Annotated in this window: 25 protein-coding genes; 10 read left to right on the top strand and 15 right to left on the bottom strand. The window is 66.0% G+C overall.

What is annotated here, in order from left to right:
* Nucleotides 1–10 precede the first annotated feature (10 nt).
* The 5 genes from FSZ31_RS05855 to FSZ31_RS05835 all read left to right on the top strand — a co-directional run bounded on the left by FSZ31_RS05855 (nucleotide 11) and on the right by FSZ31_RS05835 (nucleotide 5,711).
* Nucleotides 11–802 (top strand): class I mannose-6-phosphate isomerase, encoded by a 792-nt coding sequence (locus FSZ31_RS05855; protein ID WP_147122166.1) that lies wholly within the window; start codon nucleotides 11–13, stop codon nucleotides 800–802.
* Nucleotides 803–976: 174 nt separating this feature from the next.
* Nucleotides 977–2,305, top strand: a complete 1,329-nt coding sequence (locus tag FSZ31_RS12990; RefSeq protein ID WP_236643674.1) for a sugar transferase — start codon at nucleotides 977–979, stop codon at nucleotides 2,303–2,305.
* Between the two features lie 6 nt (nucleotides 2,306–2,311).
* On the top strand, nucleotides 2,312–3,871 hold the full coding sequence (locus FSZ31_RS05845) for a lipopolysaccharide biosynthesis protein (RefSeq protein WP_147122164.1): 1,560 nt from the start codon (nucleotides 2,312–2,314) through the stop codon (nucleotides 3,869–3,871).
* Nucleotides 3,868–4,563, top strand: a complete 696-nt coding sequence (locus FSZ31_RS12815; protein WP_161595958.1) for a class I SAM-dependent methyltransferase — start codon at nucleotides 3,868–3,870, stop codon at nucleotides 4,561–4,563. Before FSZ31_RS05845 ends, FSZ31_RS12815 begins: the two co-directional genes overlap by 4 nt.
* Nucleotides 4,563–5,711 (top strand): glycosyltransferase, encoded by a 1,149-nt coding sequence (locus FSZ31_RS05835; RefSeq protein ID WP_147122160.1) that lies wholly within the window; start codon nucleotides 4,563–4,565, stop codon nucleotides 5,709–5,711. Before FSZ31_RS12815 ends, FSZ31_RS05835 begins: the two co-directional genes overlap by 1 nt.
* Here FSZ31_RS05835 and FSZ31_RS05830 read toward each other — a convergent pair.
* Nucleotides 5,708–7,135, bottom strand: coding sequence for a glycosyltransferase family 4 protein (locus tag FSZ31_RS05830; RefSeq protein ID WP_147122159.1), 1,428 nt, complete (start codon nucleotides 7,133–7,135; stop codon nucleotides 5,708–5,710). The two genes, FSZ31_RS05835 and FSZ31_RS05830, sit on opposite strands and share 4 nt — an antisense overlap.
* Nucleotides 7,132–8,319 carry a glycosyltransferase gene (locus FSZ31_RS05825; RefSeq protein WP_147122157.1) on the bottom strand — a complete coding sequence of 396 codons (1,188 nt, stop codon included), beginning with the start codon at nucleotides 8,317–8,319 and terminating at the stop codon, nucleotides 7,132–7,134. Before FSZ31_RS05825 ends, FSZ31_RS05830 begins: the two co-directional genes overlap by 4 nt.
* Before the next feature lie 135 nt (nucleotides 8,320–8,454).
* Here FSZ31_RS05825 and galE point away from each other — a divergent pair, with 135 nt between their 5' ends.
* Genes galE through hslU form a run of 4 tightly spaced genes read left to right on the top strand, consistent with a single transcriptional unit; the run spans nucleotide 8,455 to nucleotide 12,370 of the window.
* Complete coding sequence (gene galE / locus FSZ31_RS05820) at nucleotides 8,455–9,483, top strand: UDP-glucose 4-epimerase GalE (RefSeq protein WP_147122155.1); 1,029 nt, start codon at nucleotides 8,455–8,457, stop codon at nucleotides 9,481–9,483.
* Complete coding sequence (locus FSZ31_RS05815; RefSeq protein WP_147122154.1) at nucleotides 9,480–10,475, top strand: 2-dehydropantoate 2-reductase; 996 nt, start codon at nucleotides 9,480–9,482, stop codon at nucleotides 10,473–10,475. Before galE ends, FSZ31_RS05815 begins: the two co-directional genes overlap by 4 nt.
* A 15-nt stretch (nucleotides 10,476–10,490) precedes the next feature.
* Nucleotides 10,491–11,054 (top strand): ATP-dependent protease subunit HslV, encoded by a 564-nt coding sequence (gene hslV / locus FSZ31_RS05810; protein ID WP_147122152.1) that lies wholly within the window; start codon nucleotides 10,491–10,493, stop codon nucleotides 11,052–11,054.
* Complete coding sequence (gene hslU, locus FSZ31_RS05805; protein WP_147122150.1) at nucleotides 11,051–12,370, top strand: ATP-dependent protease ATPase subunit HslU; 1,320 nt, start codon at nucleotides 11,051–11,053, stop codon at nucleotides 12,368–12,370. Before hslV ends, hslU begins: the two co-directional genes overlap by 4 nt.
* A gap of 41 nt (nucleotides 12,371–12,411) precedes the next feature.
* Here the strand turns inward: hslU and FSZ31_RS05800 are convergent, their stop codons facing one another.
* Nucleotides 12,412–13,719: a replication-associated recombination protein A gene (locus FSZ31_RS05800; protein ID WP_147122148.1), complete on the bottom strand. Its 1,308-nt coding sequence runs from the start codon at nucleotides 13,717–13,719 to the stop codon at nucleotides 12,412–12,414.
* Between the two features lie 106 nt (nucleotides 13,720–13,825).
* On the opposite strand from FSZ31_RS05800, the gene FSZ31_RS05795 reads away from it, so the two are divergent.
* Nucleotides 13,826–15,598, top strand: coding sequence for a hypothetical protein (locus FSZ31_RS05795; RefSeq protein WP_147122146.1), 1,773 nt, complete (start codon nucleotides 13,826–13,828; stop codon nucleotides 15,596–15,598).
* Here FSZ31_RS05795 and FSZ31_RS05790 read toward each other — a convergent pair.
* The 12 genes from FSZ31_RS05790 to FSZ31_RS05735 form a co-directional block, all read right to left on the bottom strand.
* Entirely contained in the window at nucleotides 15,568–16,713 is a 1,146-nt protein-coding gene (locus FSZ31_RS05790; RefSeq protein ID WP_147122145.1) for a glycosyltransferase family 4 protein, read from the bottom strand. The genes FSZ31_RS05795 and FSZ31_RS05790 overlap by 31 nt on opposite strands.
* Before the next feature lie 83 nt (nucleotides 16,714–16,796).
* A complete protein-coding gene (locus FSZ31_RS05785; protein WP_147122143.1) occupies nucleotides 16,797–17,726 on the bottom strand; it encodes a hemolysin family protein in 930 nt (309 codons plus the stop codon).
* On the bottom strand, nucleotides 17,716–18,231 hold the full coding sequence (gene ybeY / locus FSZ31_RS05780; RefSeq protein WP_147122141.1) for an rRNA maturation RNase YbeY: 516 nt from the start codon (nucleotides 18,229–18,231) through the stop codon (nucleotides 17,716–17,718). The genes FSZ31_RS05785 and ybeY overlap by 11 nt, the downstream gene beginning before the upstream one ends.
* Nucleotides 18,232–18,239: 8 nt before the next feature.
* The gene (locus FSZ31_RS05775; RefSeq protein ID WP_147122139.1) at nucleotides 18,240–19,235 is read right to left on the bottom strand and encodes a PhoH family protein; all 996 of its coding nucleotides are present in this window, start codon (nucleotides 19,233–19,235) and stop codon (nucleotides 18,240–18,242) included.
* Nucleotides 19,235–20,581 (bottom strand): tRNA (N6-isopentenyl adenosine(37)-C2)-methylthiotransferase MiaB, encoded by a 1,347-nt coding sequence (gene miaB / locus FSZ31_RS05770; protein ID WP_147122137.1) that lies wholly within the window; start codon nucleotides 20,579–20,581, stop codon nucleotides 19,235–19,237. Before miaB ends, FSZ31_RS05775 begins: the two co-directional genes overlap by 1 nt.
* A 7-nt stretch (nucleotides 20,582–20,588) precedes the next feature.
* Entirely contained in the window at nucleotides 20,589–21,386 is a 798-nt protein-coding gene (locus FSZ31_RS05765) for a lysophospholipid acyltransferase family protein (protein ID WP_147122135.1), read from the bottom strand.
* A complete protein-coding gene (locus FSZ31_RS05760) occupies nucleotides 21,358–21,780 on the bottom strand; it encodes a Fur family transcriptional regulator (protein WP_147122133.1) in 423 nt (140 codons plus the stop codon). The genes FSZ31_RS05765 and FSZ31_RS05760 overlap by 29 nt, the downstream gene beginning before the upstream one ends.
* A 158-nt stretch (nucleotides 21,781–21,938) precedes the next feature.
* Nucleotides 21,939–22,370: a MucR family transcriptional regulator gene (locus FSZ31_RS05755; protein ID WP_147122131.1), complete on the bottom strand. Its 432-nt coding sequence runs from the start codon at nucleotides 22,368–22,370 to the stop codon at nucleotides 21,939–21,941.
* 108 nt (nucleotides 22,371–22,478) lie between these two features.
* On the bottom strand, nucleotides 22,479–22,946 hold the full coding sequence (locus tag FSZ31_RS05750; protein ID WP_236643673.1) for a GNAT family N-acetyltransferase: 468 nt from the start codon (nucleotides 22,944–22,946) through the stop codon (nucleotides 22,479–22,481).
* Entirely contained in the window at nucleotides 22,943–23,590 is a 648-nt protein-coding gene (tsaB, locus tag FSZ31_RS05745) for a tRNA (adenosine(37)-N6)-threonylcarbamoyltransferase complex dimerization subunit type 1 TsaB (RefSeq protein ID WP_147122128.1), read from the bottom strand. The genes FSZ31_RS05750 and tsaB overlap by 4 nt, the downstream gene beginning before the upstream one ends.
* Nucleotides 23,591–23,608: 18 nt before the next feature.
* Nucleotides 23,609–24,199, bottom strand: a complete 591-nt coding sequence (locus tag FSZ31_RS05740; RefSeq protein ID WP_147122126.1) for a malonic semialdehyde reductase — start codon at nucleotides 24,197–24,199, stop codon at nucleotides 23,609–23,611.
* A 40-nt stretch (nucleotides 24,200–24,239) separates the two neighbouring features.
* Nucleotides 24,240–24,815, bottom strand: coding sequence for a NifU family protein (locus FSZ31_RS05735; RefSeq protein ID WP_147122123.1), 576 nt, complete (start codon nucleotides 24,813–24,815; stop codon nucleotides 24,240–24,242).
* Between the last annotated feature and the right edge of the window lie 44 nt (nucleotides 24,816–24,859).

Here is a 24,859-nt window from a genome sequence, read left to right as displayed (position 1 = left end):
GGCAAAGCCCATGAAACTGCGCCGTCACTTCGTCGAAAAAATATGGGGTCGCACCGATATCGCGGCCCGGTTCGGCGCGCCCGGAGGACAGCGGACCGGCGAGATCTGGTACGAAGGCGCGCCCGACGATTTCGGCCTGCTCGCGAAATATCTCTTCACCAGCGAAAAGCTGTCGATCCAGGTCCATCCCGACGATGCCCAGGCCGCCGCACGCGGCCAGCCGTCGGGCAAGACCGAATGCTGGTACATCGTCGCCGCCGGACCCGATGCGACGATCGGCATCGGCACGGTTGCGCCGGTTTCACCGGCCGAACTGCGCGCCGCCGCTTTGTCGGGCGCGATCGAAGACATGATCGACTGGCGCCCCGTCGCCGCCGGAGATTTCTATTACGTCCCGCCCGGCACGATCCATGCGATCGGACCCGGCGTGACGATGGTCGAGATCCAGCAGGCCGCCGATATCACCTACCGCCTCTACGATTACGGCCGACCGCGCGAATTGCACCTCGATGACGGCGTGGCGGTGGCGCGTGCAGCGCCCTTCCCCGCCGGCCAGTTCAACCACGTGCCGCTCGATCGCGATGCGATGCTGGTCGACGCCGCGCCCTTCGCGGTCGTGCTGTCGGGGGCCGATCTTGCCGGTGTACCCGACGATCGCCGCCTGCTCGTCGTGCCGCTCACCGGGATAATCGCGGTCGATGGCGAGAGCGGCGGCTGCGGCGACTGTTTTCACGTTGCCGATAGTGCGCAGATCGAGCCGTCGGCCGACGCGCGGATGCTCGTGGCCTGGCCGCGCGCCTAGCGCCATTGGCCGCGCACGATGCGCCCGCTCGCCGGACAATCAAACAATCGCTAAACAAGAGGGCGTATCGCCTGCTAAAGAGCGGCGGGCGACCGGGGGCGCGGCATAAACGATATGGCTAGAATGCAGCGAACAGACGCGAGATCGGCCGTAACGCACGACGCGCCAGCGCCAGTGACGGGCAAGCGCACCGCGCGTCATCGCCTTGCCGTCCTGCTGGTGCTTGCCGATATCGCCGCGATCAGCCTCGCCTTTTCGTTCGCTTGCCGGATCTGGCTCGGCGTGCTCGACCCCGGTGAGGTCGGCCCCGTGCTGGCGGCTTTGCTGCCGATCTACCTCGTCGTCGCGCTCAGCCGCGATGCCTTTTCGGCCGATGCGACGAACGATTTCCTGATCGGCTATCGCCGCGCTTTTTTCGCGCTCGTCGTCGCGACGGGATCGATCCTGCTGATCGCCTTTTTCCTCAAGGTCAGTATCGATTTTTCGCGCATGGTAATGGGCCTCGGCGCAATCGGCAGCACTGCGACGATCGCCGCCGCGCGCTATAGCGTCGCCCGCTCGGGGCGCCGCCGCCTTGGCGACAGCCCTTATGCAACGCTGGTGATCGACGCGACGGGCGAGCGCCCGGTTCCCGCCGGGGCGATCGATGCCGGCTCGCTCGGCCTATCACCGACGCTCGACAGCGCCGACCAGGCCAGCCGCCTTGGCGATCTCGCGCGCGGCCATGATCGCATCATCGTCCGATGCAACCCCGCCGATCGCGCGGCGTGGGCGGTGGCGCTCAAGTCGCTCGCGATTCATGGCGAAATCGTCATGCCCGAACTCGACGCACTGTCGCCGCTCGCGCTCACCCGGATCGACGGCAAGACCGGCCTGTTGCTCAGCTCGAACCCGCTCAGCATTTCGCAGCGCACACTCAAACGCGGCTTCGACCTCGTCGTCGTCGCGCTGCTGCTGCCCGTCGCGCTGCCGATCGCACTGCTCGTCGCGCTCGCGATCGTTCTCGACAGCCGCGGCCCCGTGCTGTTTCGCCAGCAACGCATCGGCCTCGACAACCGGCCGTTCGACATCCTCAAGTTTCGCTCGATGCGCCACGAAGCGAGTGACGCAAAGGGCACGCGATCAACCGCGCGCGACGACGATCGCATCACCCGCGTCGGCCGCTTCATCCGGCGGACCAGCCTCGACGAGCTGCCCCAGCTCGCCAACGTCATCGCCGGCGACATGAGCATCGTCGGGCCGCGCCCGCATGCCGAAGGATCGCGCGCCGGCGACGCGCTGTTCTGGGACGTCGATGCGCGCTACTGGCATCGTCATGCGGTCAAGCCGGGGCTGACGGGCCTCGCGCAGGTCCGCGGCCATCGCGGCGCGACGCATACCTCGGGCGCGCTTTCCGACCGGCTCCAGGCCGATCTTGAATATGTCGCGAACTGGTCGCTGGCGCGCGATGTCGGCATCCTCGCCCGCACGCTTCGCATCCTGGTCCACGCCAATGCCTATTGAAGCGCGATGAGCGTCGAACTCGACGAAGTGCCCGATCGCGACGCGATCAACCAGGAGGCGCTGGCAACCGACCACCTGATGGCCGATCTCGGGAAACGGACGCGGCGCGGCGGCGCGATTGCGATCGGTGCCCAGGTCACGCGCCTCGCCATCCAGTTCGCCACGCTGGCAATCCTCGCGCGGCTGCTGCTGCCCGACGATTTCGGCGTCATCGCGATGGCCGCGGCGATCACCGCATTTGTCGCGATGTTTTCCGAACTCGGGCTGGCGGCGGCGACGGTACAGCGGACCGAAATCGACCAGGACACCGTCAGCGGCCTGTTCCTGATCAACCTCGGCATGGGCCTTGCGGTGATGCTCGCGGTGATCGCGTTGGCGCCGCTGGCGGCATGGTTTTTCGACGATCCGCGCGTGCTCAACGTCATCATCGCAATGGCGCTGCCGGTCCCGCTGCTCGCCGCCAGTCGCCAGCACGCCGCGCTGCTCCAGCGCGGCATGCGCTGGGCCGCGCTCGAAGTGACGACGATCGTCGCGCAGGCGGTCGCCGCGCTGGTCGCGATCGGCATCGCGTGGCAGACCGACCTCGGTTACTGGGCGCTGGTTGCGCAAAGCTGGACCGCGGGGCTGCTGACTTTCGGCCTGCTGTGGCTGGCCTGCCCGTGGCGGCCCAGCCGCGTGCGCGACTGGAGCCAGGTCCGCGGCGCATTGGCGTTCGGCCTGCACCTCACCGGCTTCCAGTTCCTCAATTACTTCCACCGCCAGTTCGACGACCTGCTCGTCGGGCATCGCTGGGGATCAATCGAGCTGGGCTTTTACAACCGCGCCTACATGCTCCTGCTGCTGCCGACGCACGTCATCAACGGTCCGATCGGATCGGCGGTCATTCCCGCGCTGAGCCGGATGCAGGACGATCCCGCGCGCTGGCGCCGGACCTTCCTCGACGCATTGGGCCTGATCACGATTATCGGAGTCGGCATTTCGGCGGTGTTCACCGCGACCGCCGAGCCTCTGGTTGCCTTCATATTCGGACCCGGATGGGAAAAATCGGGCGAGATTTTCGCGCTGTTGTCGCTTTCGCTGTTCGTCGCGGCACCGATGAACTCGGTCGGATGGATTTACGTCTCGCTCGGCGAAACGCGCCGGATGATGCAGTGGGCGCTGCTCACCACGCCGGTGTGGATCGGCGCGTTCCTGCTCGGCCTGCCTTATGGTGCGAAGGGGGTCGCGGCGACCTACAGCGTCGCGGTCTGGTGCCTCGCCCTGCCCTGTTTCGCCTATGCTGCGGCCAAGGCGCCACTGCGGCTGCGCGAGATGACGGCGGTGCTGGTTCCGCTCATCGCCAGCGGCATCGTCGCGAGCGCGGCGATCTGGTGGACGATGGGCGACTGGATTGCCGCGCAGGGCCCGATCGGTCTGTTTGCCGGTGGCGCCGCGTGTGCCGCGATCTACGGCGTGCTCGTCGCGTTGCTCGTCGCATGGCTCGATCGCTATTCGAGCTTGAAGCAGCGGATGCTTGCCCTCATCACGCCATACACGACACGATTGCGCAGGAGCAGAACCCTTTGACCGTTCGCGAAACACTAGGCCGATTGCTGCGCAGGCGGCGCGAACCGGACTTCGTCCGATCCGACCAGTATTGGCAGGATCGCTATGCCACCGGCGGCAAATCGGGCGCGGGTTCGGTCGGGCGCCTCGCCCGGTTCAAGGCCGATGTGCTCAACCGGTTCGTCGCCGACCACGCGATTACCAGTGTGCTGGAACTCGGTTCGGGTGACGGCAGCCAGCTCGAGCTGGCGGCCTATCCCGATTATACCGGGATCGATATTTCCGAGGCGGCGGTCGCGATGTGTCGCAAGCGCTTTGCGGGCGATTCCGCCAAGCGCTTCCTGACCGCGATCCCCGAGGGACAGAGCTACGACCTGACGATGTCGCTCGACGTGATCTATCACCTGATCGAAGATTCGACCTTTGCCGACTATCTTGCCGCGCTGTTTGCCGCTTCGCGCGAGTGGGTGGTGATCTATTCGAGCAACATGACCCACGCCGAGGCGATCGAGCGCTTTCCCGAATTCGCCGCGACGCGCCACGTCACGCATCGGCGGTTTTCCGACTGGGTCGATGAAAACCAGCCGGGCTGGACGTTGTTCGAACGGATTGCCAACCGCTTTCCATACGACACCGCCAATCCCGACAAGACGTCGTTTGCCGACTTCTACGTCTATCGCAAGCGCCAGGACGGACCGGCCGGGGGCGACTGATGCTTGCGATCATCTCGCACGCGTTCGACCAGCCGTCGGAAACCTTCATCCGCGATCATGTTGCCTGCCTCGCGCCGGGCGACACCGCGCTGGTGGCGCGCAAGGGTAGCCCGCCGGCCGGGTTCGACGGGCCGTTCCTGGCGCTGGGCGGCAAGACGCATGCGCCGCTCTATGTGCTCGACTATCTCGTGCGGCGCGCACTGGGCCTCGCTCGCAAACCGCGACCGGCGTGCATGACGCGGCGCGAAACGGCGCGGCTGCAAGGCTTCCTGCAGCACCACAATGTCACCACCGTGCTCGTCGAGCACGGCCATGTCGGGGCCGAATTCGCCGACGCGCTGTGCGCCGCCGGAGTGCGCCTGTTCGTCCATTTCCACGGCCATGACGCCAACATCCTGGCGCGCTTCGCGGGCTTTGCCGAGCGCTATCGCGCGCTCTTCGCGCAGGCCGACGGGATCGTCGTGACATCAACGTTCATGGCCGATCGGCTGGTGGCGCTGGGCTGTCCCGAGGCGAAGTTGATCGTCTGTCCGGTCGGAATCGACACGCGCCGCTTTGTCCCCGCACACGACCGGCCGGTAACGAAACGGATCGTCGCGATCGGCCGGCTGATCCCGCTCAAGGGTCCACTCGAGGCGATCTCCGCCTTCGCGAAGGTTGTCGAGAGCCATCCCGACGCGCACTTCGACGTGATTGGCGACGGCCCCTTGCGGCAGCGGTGCATCGATCATGCGCGCGCGCTCGGCGTGAGCGAGCGCGTACACTTTCACCTCGCCCAGCCGGTCGATCGTGTCGTCGAGCTGCTGCAGGGCGCTTCGGTCTTTATCCAGCACGGCATGACGCAGGCCGACGGCGCGGCCGAGGCGTTTGGCCTTGCCCCGCTCGAAGCCGGTGCGTGCGGCTTGCCGGTGGTCGTAACGCGCCACGGCGGCATGGCCGAAACCGTCGTCGACGGGCGGACCGGGATGCTGGTGGCCGAGGGCGACATCGATGGCATGGCGCAGGAAATCGTAGAGCTGCTCGCCGATCCGGCGCGCGCGCAGGCGATGGGCGCGGCGGGGCGCGAACGGGTGCTGACGCATTACGATCAGGGCGATTGCTGCCGCCGTCTGGCGCAAGCGATGAATCTCGCCGCGAAAAACGCCTAGGCCTGGCCGAGTAGCGTTCGCCACGCGCCGACCAGCCGGTCGGCGACTGCCTGCGCAGAGAAACGGTCGAGCACATGCGCATGGGCGGCCTCGCCCATCGCGGCGGCCGCATCGGGGTGGGTGACGAGATCGACGATCGCCTGTGCCAGCGCTGTGCGATCGCCGGGTGCGACCAGCCGGCCGGTCGTGCCGTCGATGATCGTTTCGAGATGGCCGCCCTGCGCGCTGGCGACGATCGGACGCCGCGCGATGGCCGCTTCGAGCGGTAACCTGCCGAAACCCTCGGGACCGATCGTCGGGCCGACAACCACGCTGGCGCGCGCGAGCCTCCGGTAGATGTCGTCGCGTGGGGCAAAACCGAGCATCTCGACATGGCGGCCAAGGCCCATCGCCTGCGCGCGCGCAACGATGGCGTCATGGAGCGGTCCGCGCCCGGCAAAGACGAGTTTGAAGGTATCGAGGGCGTCGGCAAGCTGCGGCAGGCAGTCGATCAGCACCATCGGCCCCTTGGCATCGCGCAAATGGCCGACGAACAGGATTTCGGGCGGGTCGGCGCGCACGACACCGTCGGCCGCGCGCGCATAGTCGGCGACCGGGGGATGCGGGTTGCCCAGCGCCATCGCAATCTGGCCAACGCCCGCGCGCGCCAGCTGGTCGACCAGATAGTCGCTCGTCGTCAGGACCGTGTCGATCCCGGCCAGCGCGGCGTGGCGCAGCGTGATCGCCTGCGCCATTTCGCGTTCGATCATGCCGCGCTGCGGTTGGCCGAGGTCGCCGACACAGCCAAAGGCACAGGTCGCGCACGCACGCTCGCCGACCATCATGCGCTGGCGCGGATGGCCGCAGAAGAAGCGGTGGTCGCGCACCATCGCGACCGTCCTGGCAGACCCGGTATCGAGCGTCGGCGACAGCATGATGCTGTCCTTGTTGTCGAAATGGACGATGTCGGGATGCCAGTCGTCGATCGCCGCCTGGATCAGGCGCGAAGGCGGCGAGCGTCGATCATAGGCTTCCTCAAGCCGACCGAAATGATCGCGATCGAATGCCGCCAGCATGGCGAGCAGGACGACGCGCCCCAACCGCCGACCAATGCCAGCGAAAGATTGCGCCAGATAGGCGACAAGCAGGCCGAGCGCGACGAACGGGCCGATCAGCCGTTTTTGCCAGCGCCCCATCGGCGACAGGCGCGCCTTGATCTGGCCGAGGCGGACGGGCCAGCCGTCCTCCGAACCGACAAAGGCAACGGGAATCCCGTCGAACGTCGTCCGGCGGACGCCGGCGCGGTCGCTCAGCGCGATGACGCGGCATTCCCATTCCACCGGATCGAGCGCCTTGAGCGTATCGTGCAGGCTGAGTTCGGCGCCGCCTGCGATCTCGGGCGGATAGCGATCGCTGACGACAAGGACGCGGCGACGGTCGGTCATTGCGCCCTGGCCTCGAGCAATGCGACGACGAGCTCGCGATAGGCCGTCTGCATGCCGGCTTCGGTGAAATGGTCGAGAACATGCGTCCGCGCCCGTTCGGCGAGATGCGCGGCGAGTGCGCGATCGGCGATCATTGTACCAAGCGCCCCTGCGAGCGCCTGCGGGTCGCCCGGCGGCACCGTCAGCGCGGTCTGGCGGTCAATCGAAATGTCGCTGACACCGGTCGGCAGGTTGCTCGCCACGACGGGCGCGCCGACCGCCATCGCTTCAAGCTGGGCGATCCCGAAGGCCTCGGTAATCTCGGTCGAGGGAAAGGCGAAGATATCGATCGTCGCAAGCAGGCCGAGCTTTTCGTCGTGCGAGATGCGACCAATGAAATGGACGCGGGGCCCGATGCCGAGGTCGCGCGCAAGCGCCCGGGCAGCGTCACTTTCGCTCCCCTCACCCGCGACAATGGCGTGGACACCGGGCATCAGCGCGAGCGCGCGCATCAGCACGTCGAGGCCCTTGTAGCGCGCATGGCGTCCGACGAAGCCGACCACCGGCGCATCACCGGCGAGCGCCTGGCGACGCTCCCGCGCGGCGCTGCGGGCGGCATCGGCCACGACGCAATCGTCCGGATCGATCCCGAGCGGGATCGCGACGATATCGCAGGCGACGCGGATATCGGCCGATACCTGCGCATTCTTCATCGAGGTCACGACGACGCGATTGGCGCGCGCGAGCAGCCGGTCGTAGAGCCAGCGCGACGGTGCGCGGAGCATCGGGCGGCCGTGCATGTCCATGTGGTGGACGACGACGAGCCGCGCGCGGTCGCCAAGGATGAGGCGCCGCACCAGCCAGGCGAGATTGGCGAGGATGTTGGGCGTGTGGACGATCAACACGTCATAGCGGCCGCGCAGCACCGCGAGCGCATAGCCGAGGCTGATCGGTTGCGAGGCGAGCACGATTTGCGTGGCGAAGCGGCGTACCCTGACGCCTGCCATGACCTCTTCGCTACCACCCCCGTCATGGGCGAAGGCGAACACTTCGACATCGGCGTTACCGACCAGCGCCTCGGCGGCGATCCGCGTGACATGTTCGATACCGCCTTCGAACGGAGCATAATATTTCCCGAGCACGCGCACTTTTGGCCTGGCGGCAGGCGGTGCCGAACGGGAGACGGCGGGATCGCGGCGGTCCATGACTGTTCGATCCCCCCATCGGCCCGATTATCGTTGCCCAGTTTATCATTGGCAAAGCGGCGGCTTGGCTTCAATCCTTGGCGCAAAGCTGGCAGATGGTCCAGCAGCCAGTCACCCCATGAGGACCCTATACGCATGGCCATCGACACGAGCGACACGCGATCGACGCATCCGGCGGTGCTCGTCACCGGCGGGGCGGGCTATATCGGCAGCCACGCGGTGCTCGCGCTGCGCGATGCGGGCTGGCCGGTCGTCGTGATCGACAACCTCGTCACCGGCTTCCGCTGGGCGCTGCCCGACGATGTCCCGCTGGTCGAAGGCAATGTCGGCGACGGCGCGCTCGTCGCGCAGACGATCCGCGATCACGATGTCGGCGCGATCATGCATTTCGCCGGATCGGTGGTCGTGCCCGATTCGGTCTCCGACCCGCTGTCCTATTACGCCAACAACACGGTCAACAGCCGCGCGCTGATCGAAGTCGCTGTGCAAGAAGGCGTGCCGCATTTCATCTTTTCATCGACCGCCGCGACCTATGGCATTCCCGAGAGCATTCCGGCGCGCGAAGACGACCCGACGCGGCCGATCAATCCCTATGGCTGGTCGAAGCTGATGACCGAACAGATGCTGGCCGACACCGCCGCGGCGCACGCCATCAATTATTGCGCGCTGCGCTATTTCAACGTCGCCGGGGCCGATCCGCAAGGCCGCACGGGCCAGTCGACGACGGGCGCGACGCACCTGATTAAGGTCGCCTGCGAGGCGGCGCTCGGCAAGCGCGCCGATGTCGCGGTGTTCGGTAGCGATTTTGCCACCCCCGACGGCACCGGCGTGCGCGACTATATCCATGTCAGCGACCTTGCCGCCGCGCACGTCGCCGCGCTCGACACGCTGATCGCCGAGCCGGCCCGCAGCCTCGTGATGAACTGCGGCTATGGTCACGGCTTTTCGGTGCTTGAGGTGCTCGACGCGGTCGATCGCGTCGCGGGCACGACGCTCGCCCGCCGCATCGAAGGCCGCCGCGCGGGCGATCCCGATGCGCTCACCGCCGACAATGCGCGTATCCTCGCGACGCTCGACTGGACGCCGCGCTACGACAATCTCGACACGATCGTCGCCGATGCGCTTGCCTGGGAAGCTGAACTCGCACGCCGGGGCGTCAATTGAGCGGTCCTGCCGCCAACGCCGCCGGCCCGATCGTCATCCACGGCGCGGGATCGATCGGCGCCTATGTCGGTCTTTCATGGCAACTTGCCGGCGGCGACGTCCGCCTGCTCGGACGCCCGTGGCTCGCCGAGGCGGCGCAGGCGGCGGGCCATCTCGCCCTGTCCGATTATGCCGGGCACAGCGCCGAGATCGCCGCCGCAGAGCTCCACATCACGAGCGATCCCGCGGTGCTCGGCGAGGCCGGGCTCGTCGTGCTGGCGATCAAGGCGACCGCGCTCGACGGCGCGATAGCCGAACTCAAGGCGCATTGCCCATCCACAACGCCGATCGTCGCGCTGCAGAACGGTATCGGCCCGCTCGAGGCGCTGCGCGCAGCGCTGCCCGATCACCAGGTCTTCGGCGGCGTCGTGACGCACAATGTCGTCGTCATTGGCGGCGCGCGCTTTCACAAGGCGACCGCGGGCAATATCGTCGTCGAGGCATCGCCCGCGCTCGGCTTGCTCGAGACTATCGCGCACAGCCGCTTTGCGCCGGTTGCGTTCAGCCACGACTTCGCCGCGGTCCGCTGGGGCAAGCTGTTGATCAATCTCAACAACGCCGTCAATGCCGCTTCGGGAATGGGCCTGCGCGCACAGTTTCTTGATCCAAAATGGCGCAAAATGACTGTGGGCGCGATCCGCGAGGGGATGAAGGTCGCCCGCGCCGAAGGAATCCACCCCGCACCGACGGGCGTCGTCTCGCCGCAGCGGCTCGCGCTGATGCTGTCGTTGCCGCAATGGCTACTCAAACGCCTGCCCTTGCTGGCTAAAATCGACGCCAAGGCGCGCTCGTCGATGGCTGACGACGTGACCGCGGGCAAGCCGACCGAAATCGCCTTTTTGAACGGCGCGATCGTCGATCTCGGTCGTCGTCACGGCATCGCGACACCGGTCAACGATGACCTCGTCGCGCGGATCGGCGCGATGCGCGGGCTTGCATCGCCCGAGGGCTGACCCATATTCGCGGCCATGAGCAACGAACAACACGGCCTAATCCAGTGGCATGGCACCACAATCCTTTCGGTCCGCAAGAACGGCAAGGTCGTCATCATCGGCGACGGCCAGGTCTCAATGGGCCAGACGATCATGAAGCCCAATGCGCGCAAGGTGCGCCGTCTCCACGACGGCAGCGTCATCGGCGGGTTCGCCGGTGCGACCGCCGACGCCTTCACGCTGTTCGAGCGGCTCGAGCGCAAGCTCGAACAGCATCACGGCCAGTTGATGCGCGCCGCGGTCGAGCTCGCCAAGGACTGGCGGACCGACAAATATCTGCGCAACCTCGAAGCGCTGATGATCGTCGCCGACAAGGACATCACGCTCGTTCTCACCGGCAATGGCGACGTCCTCGAACCCTATGAAGGCGTGACCTCGATCGGATCTGGCGGCAATTACGCGCTGTCGGCGGCGCGCGCGCTGATGGATTACGAAGAGGACGCCGAGGTTCTGGCGAACAAGGCGATGAAAATCGCCGCCGACATCTGCGTCTATACCAACGGGAACACGACGGTCGAAACGATGGAGAGCGCAACGTGAGCGCCGATCCGACGGGCTGCACCAGCCTGACCCCCAAGGCGATCGTCGCGGCGCTCGATCATCACATTATTGGTCAAAGGGCGGCCAAGCGTGCGGTTGCGGTCGCGCTGCGCAACCGCTGGCGCCGCCAGCGTGTCGATGCCGAATTGCGCAACGAGGTGACGCCCAAGAACATCCTGATGATCGGCCCGACCGGTTGCGGCAAGACCGAGATTTCGCGCCGCCTCGCCAAGCTTGCCGATGCGCCGTTCGTCAAGGTCGAGGCGACCAAGTTCACCGAGGTCGGCTATGTCGGCCGCGACGTCGACCAGATCGCCCGCGACCTCGTCGAGGATGCCGTCCGGCTCGAGCGCGACCGCCGCCGTGAAGCGGTTCGCGAAGCTGCGTCGAAGGCGGCGATGGAGCGGCTGCTCGACGCGCTCACCGGCAAGGGATCGAGCGAGGCGACGCGCCTGTCGTTCCGCGAAAAGATCGAAGCCGACCAGTTGAACGATGCCGAGGTCGAGATCGAGGTCACCGACGCGCCCGCGATGCAGATGGACATGGGCGGCATGGGCGGCAATGTCGGGATGATCAATCTCAGCGAAATGATGGGCAAGGCGATGGGCCAGAAACCCACCAAGCGCCGCAAGCTCAAGGTTCCCGAGGCGTGGGACCGCCTGGTCGAGGAAGAGCAGGACGCCCGGCTCGACCAGGACGATGTCGCGCGTGTCGCGCTGTCCGATGCCGAGCAGAACGGGATCGTCTTTCTCGACGAGATCGACAAGATCGCGGTCAGCGACGTGCGCGGCGGGTCGGTCAGCCGCGAGGGCGTCCAGCGCGACCTGTTGCCGCTGATCGAAGGCACGACCGTCGCGACCAAATACGGTCCGATCAAGACCGACCATATATTGTTCATCGCCTCGGGCGCGTTTCATGTCGCCAAGCCGAGCGATTTGCTTCCCGAATTGCAGGGGCGCCTCCCCATCCGCGTCGAGCTGCGCGCGCTGACCGAAGAGGATTTCGTTCGCATATTGAGCGAGACGCGCGCGTCGTTGCCCGAACAGTATCTCGCGCTGCTGGCGACCGAGGACGTCACCGTGACGATGACCGACGACGCGATCGCCGCGGTCGCCAAGATTGCCGCCGAGGTCAACGAGAGCGTCGAGAATATCGGTGCCCGGCGGCTGCTGACGATCATGGAGAAACTGTTCGAGGACTTGAGCTTCGAGGCCGAGGATCGCGGCGGCGAGAGCATCATCGTCGATGCCGCCTATGTCGAGGCGCAGCTCCCCGAAATCGCGCGCGATACCGACCTCAGCAAATATATTCTCTGAGCGCGCTACCCGGTCAGGCCCTCCTGGCCCGAAGCGTCAGCCTAGCCTGCCCGCCGTTCGGCCCACCATGCCATGCGCTCGGCGATGCGTTTTTCGAAGCCCTGGTCCTTGGGCGCATAATAGTCGCCCGGCTGCATCTCCGCGGGCCAGTAATTGGCGCCTGAAAAGCCGCCGTCCTCGTTGTGGTCGTAGCGATAGCCCTCGCCATAACCGAGCTCCTTCATCAACTTGGTCGGCGCGTTGACGATGTTCATCGGCGGCATCAGCGATCCGGTTGTGCGCGCGTCCTTCCACGCCGCCTTTTGCGCGGCATAGGCGGCGTTCGACTTGGGCGCGGTGGCGCAATAGAGGCACGCCTGGACGATCGCCAGCTCGCCTTCGGGTGACCCCAGAAACTCGTACGCGTCCTTGGCCGCGAGGCATTGCACCAAGGCCTGCGGGTCGGCGAGGCCGATATCCTCGCTGGCGAAGCGGACGATCCGGCGCAGCACGTAGAGCGGCTCCTCGCCCGCGACGAGCATCCGCGCGAGCCAGTAGAGCGAGGCCTGCGGATCGGACCCGCGCAGCGATTTGTGCAGCGCCGAGATGAGATTGTAATGCCCCTCGCGATCCTTGTCATAGACCGCGACGCGGCGCTGGAGAAACTTGGCCAGCCCCGCCGGATCGAGCGGCGCGTCGAACTCGACCGAGAACAGCGTCTCAGCCTGGTTGAGCAGGAAACGCCCGTCGCCGTCGGCCGAGGCGATCAACGCCTCGCGCGCGTCCTTGGTCACCGGCAGGTCGCGCTCGACCAGCGCCTCGGCGCGCGCCAGCAGCGCATCGAGCGCGGCGGCATCGAGCCGGTGGAGGACGAGCACCTGCGCGCGGCTGAGCAAGGCGGCATTGAGTTCGAAGCTCGGGTTTTCGGTCGTCGCGCCGACCAGGACGACGGTGCCGTCCTCGACATAGGGCAGGAAACCGTCCTGTTGCGAGCGATTGAAGCGGTGGATCTCGTCGACGAACAGCAATGTCTGCTGTCCGGTGCGGGCATATTCGCGCGCCTCGGCGAAGATCTTGCGCAGGTCGGCAACGCCCGAAAACACCGCCGACAGCGCGACGAACCGTAGGCCCACTGCGTCGGCAAGCAACCGCGCGATGCTGGTCTTGCCCGTCCCCGGCGGTCCCCAGAAGACGATCGACGACAGCTTGCCGGCATCGACCATCCGGCTGATCGTCCCGCCCTCTCCGGTGAGATGATCCTGGCCGACGATGTCGCCGAGCACCTCTGGTCGCAGCCGGTCGGCGAGCGGCGCGCTGTCGGGGCGCGCGTCGGCGCGCTGCGGTTTGTCGGAAGCGAAGAGATCGGCCATCGCTGTGAAATAGGCGTTCGCGACCGATAGTTCCACTCGCAAGGTGTGACGGCGCGTTTGCAAGGCCGTTCGGTTGCGCTACGAGCGGCGCGCGGAGAGGAAATCCATGTCGACCGAGACGCCAACGACTGACCCGGCCAGGACCGCCGACAGCTTCATCTCGCGCCTGCTGCTGGCGAGCGCGGGGGCATTGGTCGTGCTGGTCCTTCTCGCATCGCTCGGCCGCCTGCCGCTGTTGGCGCATGCCTTCCTGGTCCGGCAGGATATTGCGATCACGCTGACGCTCGCGATGCTGTTCGTCGTCTTCGCCCCGCTGATAGCGCGTTCGCGCGACCAAAACCCCCTGTTCGCGCTCGAACGGCGCCATGTTGCGATCGCATCGCTGATCGTCGTCATCGTCTGCCTGGTCGGGTTCCAGACCGTCTTGTGGGGCCGCGACCTCAGCCGCGACGAACAGATGGCGATGTTCGACGCGCGGACCTTTGCCGCCGGCCACTGGATCGGCATCATCCCCGAGAATTGGGTCGGGTTCCGCCCCGCGCTCAACACGATATTCATGCAATCGGGCCTTGCCGGGTCGGCGTGGGCATCGGATTACCGGCCGATCAACTCGGCGCTGCACGCGATCGGCCAGCTGCTCGGCTATGCGCACATCGTCGGACCGCTGTTCGGCGCGCTGGGCCTGTGGGCGACGTGGCGCTGCGCCCGGCTCATGTGGCCGGACGGCAGCGGGTCCGAGGCAGTGACGGTCAGCGTCGTCACGCTGCTGCTCAGTGCGCAGTTCCTGCTCAACGCGATGACCGCCTATGCGATGGCGCCATTGCTCGCGCTCAACATGGTCTGGCTGCTGCTCGTCTGGCGCGACGACAAGCCCAGTCATGCCGGCGCGTTGGCGATCGGCTTTTTTGCCACCGGCCTTCACCAGGTCCTTTATCATCCGCTGTTCGCCTTTCCCGTCGCGGCGGTGTTCCTGATCCAGCGCCGCTGGGGCCTCGCCGCGATCTATGCCCTCGCCTATCCCGCCTTCATCCTGTTCTGGGAGATGTTTTCGGGGCTGCGGGCCGACTGGGCCAGCGTATTGCCGATGGCGGGCGCTGCTGCCGGTCCTGCAACCGGCGCTGCCGGCGGATTGCTCGACCAGGCGCGCAACCTTGCGGGCGAATTCGGCTGGGGGTCGGTGACGATCCAGGCCGCCAACCTCGTGCGCTTGTTGAGCTGGCAGCATATCGCCTTCCTGCCGCTGCTGATCGCGGGCGGCGTGCGCGCCTGGCGGACGCGCGACACCCGGCTGCTGACGCTGGTTGCGATCATCGTGCTGACCATCGCGATCAAGCTCGTCCTGCGGCCCTATCAGGGCCATGGCTGGGGCTATCGCTATCTCCACGGCGCGCTCGGCGCGATGTGCCTGTTGTGCGGGGCCGGCTGGATCGAGCTACGGCAACGCGGCATTGCCCATGCACGCGTGTTCATCACCTTGTCGCTGGTGACGCTGGTGACGATCATCCCGCTGCGCTTCTACCACGCATATGAGTTCGCCGGAGCGTTCGCGCGGCCTGCCTTTGCCGCGATGGAATCGGGCGCGGATATCGCGATCGTCGACAATCTCGCCGCGCCGTTTTCGCAGGACATCGTCATCAACGATCCCTTTGTCCGCAACCGCCCGGTGATGCTGCTCGCCTCGGGGGTCAGCCCCGCGCAGATGGCCGCATTATGCCGCGATTATCGTATCACGACGGTCGACCGACGCGACCTTGCCGCGGTCAATGCGTTCTTCAGGCGGCCGCTGGCGGCCACGCAGCCGAGCCGGAGCGACGCGACGATGGCGGCGGCGGCGCAATGCCGCGCCGATCAGCGGTCGCGTTCGGCGAGTTCGAGGTAAAGATCGACGATCCGCTGGTTGACCGCGTCCCAGCTGTAATCCTCGCTGCGCGCCTCGCCGGCGAGGCCCGCCGCGGTCCGCGATGCGGTGTCCTCGCAATAGGACGCCAGCGCATCGGCATAGGCGGCGATATCGCGCGGCTCGACCAATCGCCCGGTGACTCCATCGACAACCAGGCTGGCGCTGCCCGTGGCACGCGCGGCAACGACGGGCACGCGGCACGACATCGCCTCTAGCGTCACGTTGCCGAAGGTTTCGGTGACCGAGGGGTTGAGGAAGATGTCGATCGAGGCGACCGCGCGACCGAGGTCGTCGCCCTTCTGGAAGCCGACGAAATGCGCGTCGGGGAGCAGTTCCTCGAACTTGGCGCGCGCCGGTCCGTCGCCCACGACGATCGTCGCGAAATCGGTTCCGCGCGCCTTGAGCGCATCGATCGCCGCGGCAAAGACGTCGAGCCCCTTTTCCATCACCAGCCGGCCGACAAAGCCGATCACGGGCGTCCCGTCGGCAATGCCGAGCGAACGGCGCCATGCCATGTCGCGGCGTGCGGGATCGAACAGGTCCTTGTCGACGCCGCGGCTCCAGATGCCGATGCGGTCGTTCATCCGCTCTTCGCGCAGCACGTCGGCCATCGATTCGGACGGCGCGACGATCGCATCGCAGCGGCGATAGAGGTTGCGCTGGTAGATCGTCAGCAGCGGCTCGAGCGCGCCGAGATGGTAATAGCTCAGATAGGTCTCGAAGCGCGTGTGGATCGACGCGAGCGTCGCGACATCGTGCTTGCGCGCCCACGAAACGGCTTTCTGCGCGAGAAAGTCGGGGCTCGCGATCTGGACGACATTCGGCGCGAAATCGGCGAGGTCCTGCCGCACCGACGCTGGGATAGAATAGGGAAAGCGGTATTCCTCGCGCCCCGGGATCGCGAACGAGGGAACGCTGACGAGATCGCCGGTCGGTTCGAACGCCGGATGTTCGACCGTCGGCGAATAGACCCGCACCGCCGCGCCCTGCGCAAGCAGATAGCCGACCAGCCGGTTGAGCGCCTGGTTGGCGCCATCGCGGACGTAATTATAGTTGCCGCTGAACAGGGCTATTCGAAGGTCGGTCGCGCGCATCGCGCCTCGTTAAGGACAAAGCGGGTGCGAGGCAATCGAAGTTGGCGCGGCCCCGTCGGGGCGATTAATGGTCTAAATCAGCGCTAAGCCTCGACCTTCGCGGCGGGCGGATGAAGCCGGACGCGCGACACGCGGCGGTAGTCGCTGGCCAGGATCTCGAGCCGCCAGCCGCTGTCGTGCTGGAGGATCTCGCCCGCCTTGGGCACGTGCCCCGCAAGCACGAAGGCCAGACCGCCAAGCGTATCGACATCGCCTTCGACCTCGGCCAGGCGCGGCGAGACGGTGCGGGCAAGGTCGTCGAGCTCGACGCGCGCATCAGCGTCCCAGACGCCGTCGTCGCGCGCGACCAGCTCCTCGACCGGCTCGTCGTCATGCTCGTCCTCGATCTCGCCGACGATTTCCTCGACCAGGTCCTCGATCGTCACCAGACCTTCGGTGCCCGAATATTCATCGACGACGATCGCGAGATGGGTGCGCTTGCTGCGCATCTCGGCGAGCAGGTCGAGCACGCCCATCGACACCGGCACGTACAGCGGCTGGCGGATCAGCGGCGACCAGTCCTCGTCGCCCGAATCTTCGGCCAGGCGCGCGAAGACGTCCTTGACGTGGAGCATGCCGACGATCGAATCGAGGCTACCCTGATAGACCGGCAGGCGGCTGTGGCCCGCCTCGGCGAACTGCGCGACGATCTCGCCAAAGCTCGATGTCGCCGCGATGGCGATAATGTCGGCGCGCGGGACGGCGACGTCGTCGGCGGTTTCCTCGCCGAAATGCAGCATGTTGCGCAGCATCTGCCGCTCGAGCGGGGTAAGGTCGGTCGACGGCCCCTTGGCCGAGGCGGTGCGCGCGTCGTCGTCATGCTCGTGATCGTCGATGACGTCCTCGAGCTGCTCGCGCAGCGACTGTTCTTCACCATCACCGAATAGCAGGGCCTTCAGGCCCCGCCATATTCGTCCCGAACCCTCGTCGGTATCGCCCGCATCACTTGCGGGCAGGGAAACGTCATCGGCCATCGGCGTCAATCTCGTCCTGTTCATAGGGGTCATGCAAACCGAGACGGTGCATCACCCGGGCTTCGATCCGCTCCATCGTCTCGGCCTCGTCATCGTCCTGATGATCGTGGCCGAGCAGATGCAGCGCACCGTGGGCGACAAGATGGGTTACATGCGCGTGCAATGCAATCCCGCGCGTGGCCGCCTCGGCGCTGCACACGCCAAGCGCGAGCGCGATATCGCCGAGCAAAAGCGCGGGCGCACGCGCTACGGCGGCGGCAATATCGCCGCCGACCTGCGGGAACGACAGGACATTGGTCGCGCTGTCCTTGCCGCGATAGTCGCGGTTGAGCAGGCGGACCGCTTCGTCGTCGGTCAGCAAGACCGACACCTCGACCGGCGTGTCGCCCGCAACGAGCTGGGCCAGCCCGGCCTCATCGAACGCGGTCGCGACCGCCTCGTATGCCAGCGTTTGCCAGTCGTGCGCCGGCCAGTCGGCGGCTGCCTCGACTTCTACCTCAAGCACGTCGTCGCTCAGGCATCGGGGCCTTCATAGGCCTCGACGATCTTGCCGACGATCGGGTGGCGGACGACGTCGCTGGCGTTGAAGCGCATCACCGAGATCCGTTCGATCCCCTCAAGCTTGCCGACCGCGTCGGCGAGGCCCGACGAGCCCGGCAGCGGCAGGTCGACCTGCTTGGGATCGCCGCAGACGACCATCCGGCTGTTCATGCCGAAACGCGTGAGGAACATCTTCATCTGCGCGGTCGTCGTGTTCTGTGCCTCGTCGAGGATAACGAAGGCGTCGCTCAGCGTGCGTCCGCGCATGAAGGCGAGCGGCGCGATCTCGATCTCGCCCGAGGCGATCCGGCGCTCGACCTGTTCAGCCGGCAAGGTGTCGTAAAGCGCGTCGTAAAGCGGGCGCAGATACGGATCGACCTTTTCCTTCATGTCCCCGGGAAGAAATCCCAGGCGTTCGCCCGCCTCGACTGCGGGGCGCGACAGGATCAGCCGCTGGACGCTGCCGGTGATCAGCTGTGCGACCGCCTGGGCGACCGCGAGATAGGTCTTGCCCGTGCCTGCGGGGCCGAGCGCGAAGATGATGTCGTCGCGCGCCAGCGCCTGCATATAGGGCACCTGCCCCGCCGAACGCGGCACGATCGTCTTCTTGCGCGTGCGGATGATGACCTGCGGCGGCTCGGCGGCATCGTTGCGGACGATGCCCTTCAGCGGCGCGGCTCCGGTCATCGCGATGATCGCCTCGACCATGCCGCTGTCGATGTCCTCGCCGCGCAGCAGCCGGCTGTAGAGACCTTCGAGCACTTCGCGCGCACGCGCACAGGCCGAGGCTTCGCCCTCGATCTGCAAGCGGTTGCCGCGCGCCGCGATATAGACGCCGAGCCGGTTTTCGATCGCGACGAGATTCTCGTCGAACTCACCGAAGATGCGCCCGAGCAATTGCGGCTTGTCGAACTCGATTTCGATCCGGGCACGATCGCCCGCCGCTGCCTGCACCGCCTTTTTGGTCATTAAGCCGCTACCTTCCGTAATTCGCGTCCCGCCAGGCTGTTGGGCCCGGCCGAGACCAGTTCGACTTCGACGAGATCACCGATCGCAAGGCCCGTTCCGTCGAGATGGACCGATTGCAGCCACGGCGACTTGCCGATCAGCTGGCCCGGCTTGCGCCCCGTGCGTTCGAGCATGATCGCGCAGGTCCTGCCGACCGATGCGGCGTTGAACGCCTGCGACTGCTGCGCAAGCAGCGCCTGGAGCCGCTGCAAGCGTTCGTCCATCACCTCGGGGGCGATCTGGTCGTCCATCTCGGCGGCGGGCGTGCCGGGACGCGGCGAATATTTGAAACTGAACGCGGCGGCGTAGCGTGTTTCGCGCACGATGCTCAGCGTGTCCTCGAAATCCTGGTCGGTCTCGCCCGGGAAGCCGACGATGAAGTCGCCCGAAATCGCGATATCGGGGCGTGCGACGCGCGCACGCTCGATGATCTCGAGATAGGATTCGCGGCTGTGGCTGCGGTTCATCGCCTTCAGGATCCGCGTGCTGCCCGATTGTACCGGCAGATGGAGATAGGGCATCAGCGAGGGCACATCGCGATGCGCATCGATCAACCCCTGCGTCATGTCATTGGGATGGCTCGTCATATAGCGGATGCGCGCGAGCCCGGGCAAAGCGTCGAGCGCGCGGATCAGCCCGTCGAGCCCCTGCCCGTGGCCGCGTTCGTCGTCGCCGGTCCAGGCATTGACGTTCTGGCCGAGCAGCGTGATCTCGCGCGCGCCGCCTTCGACCAGCGCGCGTGCCTCTTCGACGATGTCGCCGAACGGGCGCGAGATTTCGGCGCCGCGCGTATAGGGCACGACGCAATAGGTGCAGAACTTGTCGCATCCTTCCTGGATCGAGAGGAAGGCGCTCGGTCGCGGCTGGACCGGGCGGCGCGGCAAATGGTCGAATTTCGAAATTGCCGGCATGTCGGTATCGACCGCGGTTTCGCCGCGCGCCGCGCGCGCGACAAGCTCGGGCAGCCGGTGATAGGCCTGCGGGCCGACGACGACTCCGACACTCGGCGCGCGGCGGGCAATCTCGCCGCCTTCGGCCTGGGCGACGCAGCCGGCGACGGCGATGATCGGCGTCGTCCCGTCGTCGCGCCGCTGGCGGCCAATGTCCGAATAGACCTTCTCGGCGGCTTTTTCGCGAATATGGCACGTGTTGAGGACGACGAGGTCGGCGTCTTCGCCGTCGCCGGCGGCGGTCATGCCGCGCGCGCCAAGCAGCTCGCCGATGCGCTCGCCGTCATAGACGTTCATCTGGCAACCATAAGATTTTACGCGAAAAGTCTTGGGATCATGTGCGGGGCTTTGAGTCATGGGCTCGCTATAGGCGCATGGCGGACGGGGGAAAAGCACTGTCGCCGCGTCGGGGAAATAGCGCGCGATCGATCGCGGCCTGCGCTGCGGCGGCGGCGGACTTGCGATCGCAAATTTGGTCGCCATCGAGCGGGTCGAGGAAACGAATGACCAGCTTCGCGCGGCCGCGCCGCGACAGCAGGCGCTTGGCGTTGTCGCCCGCGCTTTCGGGATCGAGCCAGGCGAACTCCTCGGCCTGCGCCCCGTAATCGAGCGCGACCGGCTGGATTTGTAGTGCGTCGGGCCCCGGAGCCGCGGCGGCGAGCAACGAGGCGCGAAACGGCAACAGCGCATCGCCCGGCCCCGTTGTCCCCTCGGGAAACAGCGCCACCGGATAGCCGCATGCAAGCGCCTGACCGAGCGCATCGGCCTGCTGCGTCACCTCGTGGCGGTTCTGGCGCGCGACGTAGACGGTGTGGTTCTGATCCGCGAGCCAGCCGACCAGCGGCCAGTCGGCGACCTCGGACTTCGACACGAACGCGGTGCGCCCTGCCCCGCCGAGCGCCAATATGTCGAACCAGCTCAAATGGTTGGCAACAAACAGGACGTTGCGCCTGAGCGGCCGGCCGACGATCTCGACATCGAGACCCGCGGCCCATGCCGTCCAGCCGAGATAGAGATTGGGGATATGGGTGCGAAGCCCGACCCATTTGGTCAACAAATGCGGGAGGATGAGAATCAGCAGCACCGCTGCCATCAGCGCGATGCGCGCATAGCCGCGCACGCTCAGCCGGACGTCAGTCCTTGCGATCGATGGCGACGCCATAGAGCTCCATGCGATGATCGACGAGGCGATAGCCCAGCCGTTCGGCGATCTGCTTTTGCAGCGCCTCGAGCTCGGGATCGACGAATTCGACGACCTTGCCCGTTTCGACATCGATCAGATGGTCGTGATGCGCCTCGGGCGCGGCTTCGTAGCGCGCGCGTCCGTCGCCGAAATCGTGGCGATCGAGAATTCCCGCCTCTTCGAACAGGCGCACCGTGCGATAGACCGTGGCGATCGAGATGCCCTTGTCGATCGCCGAAGCGCGCTGATAGAGTTTCTCGACGTCGGGATGATCCTCGGCCTCCGAAATCACGCGCGCGATGACGCGCCGTTGCTCGGTGATGCGCAGGCCTTTTTCGGCGCACAGGGTTTCAAGATCGATACTGCCGGTCATTATCATCGGATATAGACGCGGCCTGCAGCGCGGGCAAGGCGAGCGAGCCGTATCAATCGTATCGCCGCCAACGACCGGTTCGATTGGCGAGCATCAAGAAAACGGGGGCGCGATTCGCATCGCGCCCCCGGGAATCGTTCGGCTTTGTCGGGCGGGGCTTATTTGCCCTTGCCGCGCGCCTTGCCTGCGTTCTTGGTGCCGAGGCCGATTTTCATCGCGAGATCGCGGCGTTGGGCGGCATAATTCGGAGCAACCATCGGATAATCCGAAGGCAGGTCCCATTTCTGACGATACTCATCGGGTGTCATGTCGAAATTGGTGCGAAGATAGCGCTTGAGCATCTTCAGTTTCTTGCCGTCTTCAAGACAAACGATATAATCGGGCTTGATCGACGAGCGGACCGAGACGGCCGGCGTAAGCGGCTCGGCCGGAGCGGATGCGCCGCCAGAAACCGAGGCAAACGCGCTGTGGACGCTGCTGATAAGCAACGGCAAATCAGAAACGGCAACGCTGTTATTGCTGACGTGAGCCGCGACGACATCTGCGGTAAGCGTCACAAGCATTTCATTCAAATCGCTATCTTCGGTCACAATATTTCCTTAAAAATTCGGGGGGAACTATTCCGCAATTAATCCTTGCGATATTTTCTTTGGGTTCACTAACACGCCAGGAAGAGGCTGACAATACACCGATTTGGACTAATCGAGACCGGACGTCATGGTGATTGCGGCGCTGCGGGCATTACCCTCGCCCGAATAATAGGCTTCGCGTCGCCCGATTTCAATGAAACCGAGGTCGCGATAGAATTCGATCGCGCTATTTCCTTCGCGCACTTCGAGAAAGGTGCGCTCGACTCGACCCGCCCTGCATTCGTCAAGCCAGCGCCCGACCAGCGCACGGCCAATACCCGATCGACGACTGCGGCTGGCGACGGCTAACAACATCATCTCGCTTTCACTTGCGAGCGTCCGCGATAGAAAGAATCCGACTGCATCGCCGGCAACGCTTGCGACGAGCAAGCGATATCCGGGCAGTAAAAGCGTCGCGCGGCACTGGTCGCTGGTCCACGCCTCGCCGTGACGCGGATCGAACGCATCGTCCATGATCCGCATGATGGCATCGATGTCGCCGATCGATGCTTCGCCGATCTCGATCGCACGCGTCACGCCGACGGGCCCTCGTGCCCCAGCGTCGGCTTTGCCATCGGCGTCGCGTCGGGCGCGCGCGCATAGAGCGGTGCCAGCTTCGTGCCGAGCAACATGCCGTCGATCATATCGGCGTATCGCGCCGAGGGATGGAGCGGACAGGCGCGGCCCGACCCGCGCAAGGCAACAAATTCGGTGGCGCGCGAGCCGACGACCACTTCATGATCGAAGGCGATTGCCTCGGCCGGGAGCAGCGAGCGCGTTGCCGCGGGCGTGGCGGTTGGCGCGATCGGGGTCGCGAGCCATTCGCCATGCCCCCCCTCCATCACGACGAGCAAGGCCTGCCCCGCCAGGTCGCGATCGAGCGCCCGCGCGGTCGCCGCGACGAGCGATGAGGTTTCGAAACCAAGGACTTCGGCACCCCACGCGATCGCCAGCGCGCGCGCGGCGGCGATACCGATGCGTACGCCGGTGAAGCTGCCGGGGCCGAGATCGACATGGATCTCGTCCGCCCTGCCGCCATCGGGCAGCTCGGCGATGCGCGGGACGAGTTGTTCGGCATGGCCGCGCCCGATGACTGCATCATAGCTGTCGAGCAGCACGCCGTCCTCGAACAGCGCGAGCGACAGGGCTTCGGTGGCGGTTTCGATGACGAGGCGGCGCATACGGGTCGCTCTAGCGGTTTAGCGGATCGAATTGAACTCGGTGAAATCGGGTCGCGGGCTGCGGTCGAAAATCGTATCGCGATCGCCATAGCCGAGCGTCGCGATGAAATTGGCCTTGTGACTGGTGCCGGCGAAGAATTCGGCATCGACCTTGTCGGCATCGAAGCCCGACATCGGCCCGGTATCGAGCCCCAGCGCACGCGCCGCGATGATCAGATAGGCGCCCTGCAGCGAGCTGTTGCGAAACGCGGTATCGGCAATCATCTTGGGCTTGCCGACGAACCAGCTCCTGGCATCGGCATGCGGGAACAGGCGCGGAAGCTCCTCGTAGAATTCCAGGTCCATGCCGATGATCACGGCAACCGGCGCCTTGCGGATCTTCACCGCATTGGCTTCGGAGGCGCAATCGGCGAGCGCGTCCTTCGCCGCCTGGCTGGTGCACCAGACGAGCCGCGCAGGGAGCGAATTGGCCGATGTCGGCCCCATCTTCATGAGGTCCCAGATCGCGGTCAGCTGCTCTTCGGAGACCGACGCGTCGCGATAGCCGTTATACGTACGGGCTTTGCGAAAAATCTGGTCGAGCGCCTCGGCGCCGAGCGGGTCGGTCATGGAAATCCTTGAAGGTTACGGTAAGGCGCGGTGCGGCCGATCAGACCGCGTGGACGTCGGTCACTTCGGGCACGTAATGTTTGAGCAGGCTTTCGATGCCGTGCTTCAATGTCGCGGTCGATGACGGACAGCCCGCGCAGGCGCCCTGCATCTTGAGATAGACATGGCCCTTGTCGAAGCCGCGATAGACGATGTCGCCGCCGTCGCCGGCCACGGCGGGGCGCACGCGCGTCTCGATCAGTTCGCGAATCTGCGCGACGATTGCGGCGTCGGCTGGATCGTCGTCGAGGCCGCCCTCATCGCCGGGCACCGCGATATCGCCCGCGCTGCCGGGCCGGAACAGCGGCATCTGCGCCGAGAAATGCTCGGCGAGCAACGCCACCACTTCGGGCTTGAGCGGCGCCCAGTTGACCTCCGGCGCGACGGTGACCGAGACAAAGTCGCGGCCGAAAAAGACGCCGGTGACGTCGCCGAGGGTAAACAGCGCCTCCGCCAGCGGCGAGATTTCGGCCTCATCCGCATCGGCAAAGTCGCGCGTGCCGCTTTCCATCACGGTCGTGCCGGGAAGGAATTTGAGCGTCGCAGGATTGGGTGTGGTTTCGGTCTGGATCAACATGACTGCCATGTGGCGAGCCGGGCGCGACTAATCAAGACCGGGCG

It is taken from the genome of Flavisphingopyxis soli (genome assembly GCF_007995095.1).
Classification (GTDB): Bacteria; Pseudomonadota; Alphaproteobacteria; order Sphingomonadales; family Sphingomonadaceae; genus Flavisphingopyxis; species Flavisphingopyxis soli.
This window is presented reverse-complemented; position numbering and strand designations above follow the sequence as displayed.

Excerpts from the sequence above, each read along its gene's own strand:
- FSZ31_RS05790 (WP_147122145.1), bottom strand. The coding sequence starts at position 16,713 with ATGCGCGCGACCGACCTTCGAATAGCCCTGTTCAGCGGCAACTATAAT.
- FSZ31_RS05760 (WP_147122133.1), bottom strand. The coding sequence starts at position 21,780 with ATGACCGGCAGTATCGATCTTGAAACCCTGTGCGCCGAAAAAGGCCTG.
- FSZ31_RS05830 (WP_147122159.1), bottom strand. The coding sequence starts at position 7,135 with ATGACCGACCGTCGCCGCGTCCTTGTCGTCAGCGATCGCTATCCGCCC.
- FSZ31_RS05765 (WP_147122135.1), bottom strand. The coding sequence starts at position 21,386 with ATGGCGTCGCCATCGATCGCAAGGACTGACGTCCGGCTGAGCGTGCGC.
- FSZ31_RS05775 (WP_147122139.1), bottom strand. The coding sequence starts at position 19,235 with ATGACCAAAAAGGCGGTGCAGGCAGCGGCGGGCGATCGTGCCCGGATC.
- FSZ31_RS05845 (WP_147122164.1), top strand. The coding sequence starts at position 2,312 with ATGAGCGTCGAACTCGACGAAGTGCCCGATCGCGACGCGATCAACCAG.
- FSZ31_RS05735 (WP_147122123.1), bottom strand. The coding sequence starts at position 24,815 with ATGTTGATCCAGACCGAAACCACACCCAATCCTGCGACGCTCAAATTC.
- FSZ31_RS05855 (WP_147122166.1), top strand. The coding sequence starts at position 11 with ATGAAACTGCGCCGTCACTTCGTCGAAAAAATATGGGGTCGCACCGAT.
- FSZ31_RS05825 (WP_147122157.1), bottom strand. The coding sequence starts at position 8,319 with ATGGACCGCCGCGATCCCGCCGTCTCCCGTTCGGCACCGCCTGCCGCC.
- hslV (WP_147122152.1), top strand. The coding sequence starts at position 10,491 with ATGAGCAACGAACAACACGGCCTAATCCAGTGGCATGGCACCACAATC.
- tsaB (WP_147122128.1), bottom strand. The coding sequence starts at position 23,590 with ATGCGCCGCCTCGTCATCGAAACCGCCACCGAAGCCCTGTCGCTCGCG.
- FSZ31_RS05800 (WP_147122148.1), bottom strand. The coding sequence starts at position 13,719 with ATGGCCGATCTCTTCGCTTCCGACAAACCGCAGCGCGCCGACGCGCGC.
- FSZ31_RS05835 (WP_147122160.1), top strand. The coding sequence starts at position 4,563 with ATGCTTGCGATCATCTCGCACGCGTTCGACCAGCCGTCGGAAACCTTC.
- FSZ31_RS05795 (WP_147122146.1), top strand. The coding sequence starts at position 13,826 with ATGTCGACCGAGACGCCAACGACTGACCCGGCCAGGACCGCCGACAGC.
- FSZ31_RS05740 (WP_147122126.1), bottom strand. The coding sequence starts at position 24,199 with ATGACCGACCCGCTCGGCGCCGAGGCGCTCGACCAGATTTTTCGCAAA.
- miaB (WP_147122137.1), bottom strand. The coding sequence starts at position 20,581 with ATGACTCAAAGCCCCGCACATGATCCCAAGACTTTTCGCGTAAAATCT.
- FSZ31_RS05785 (WP_147122143.1), bottom strand. The coding sequence starts at position 17,726 with ATGGCCGATGACGTTTCCCTGCCCGCAAGTGATGCGGGCGATACCGAC.
- galE (WP_147122155.1), top strand. The coding sequence starts at position 8,455 with ATGGCCATCGACACGAGCGACACGCGATCGACGCATCCGGCGGTGCTC.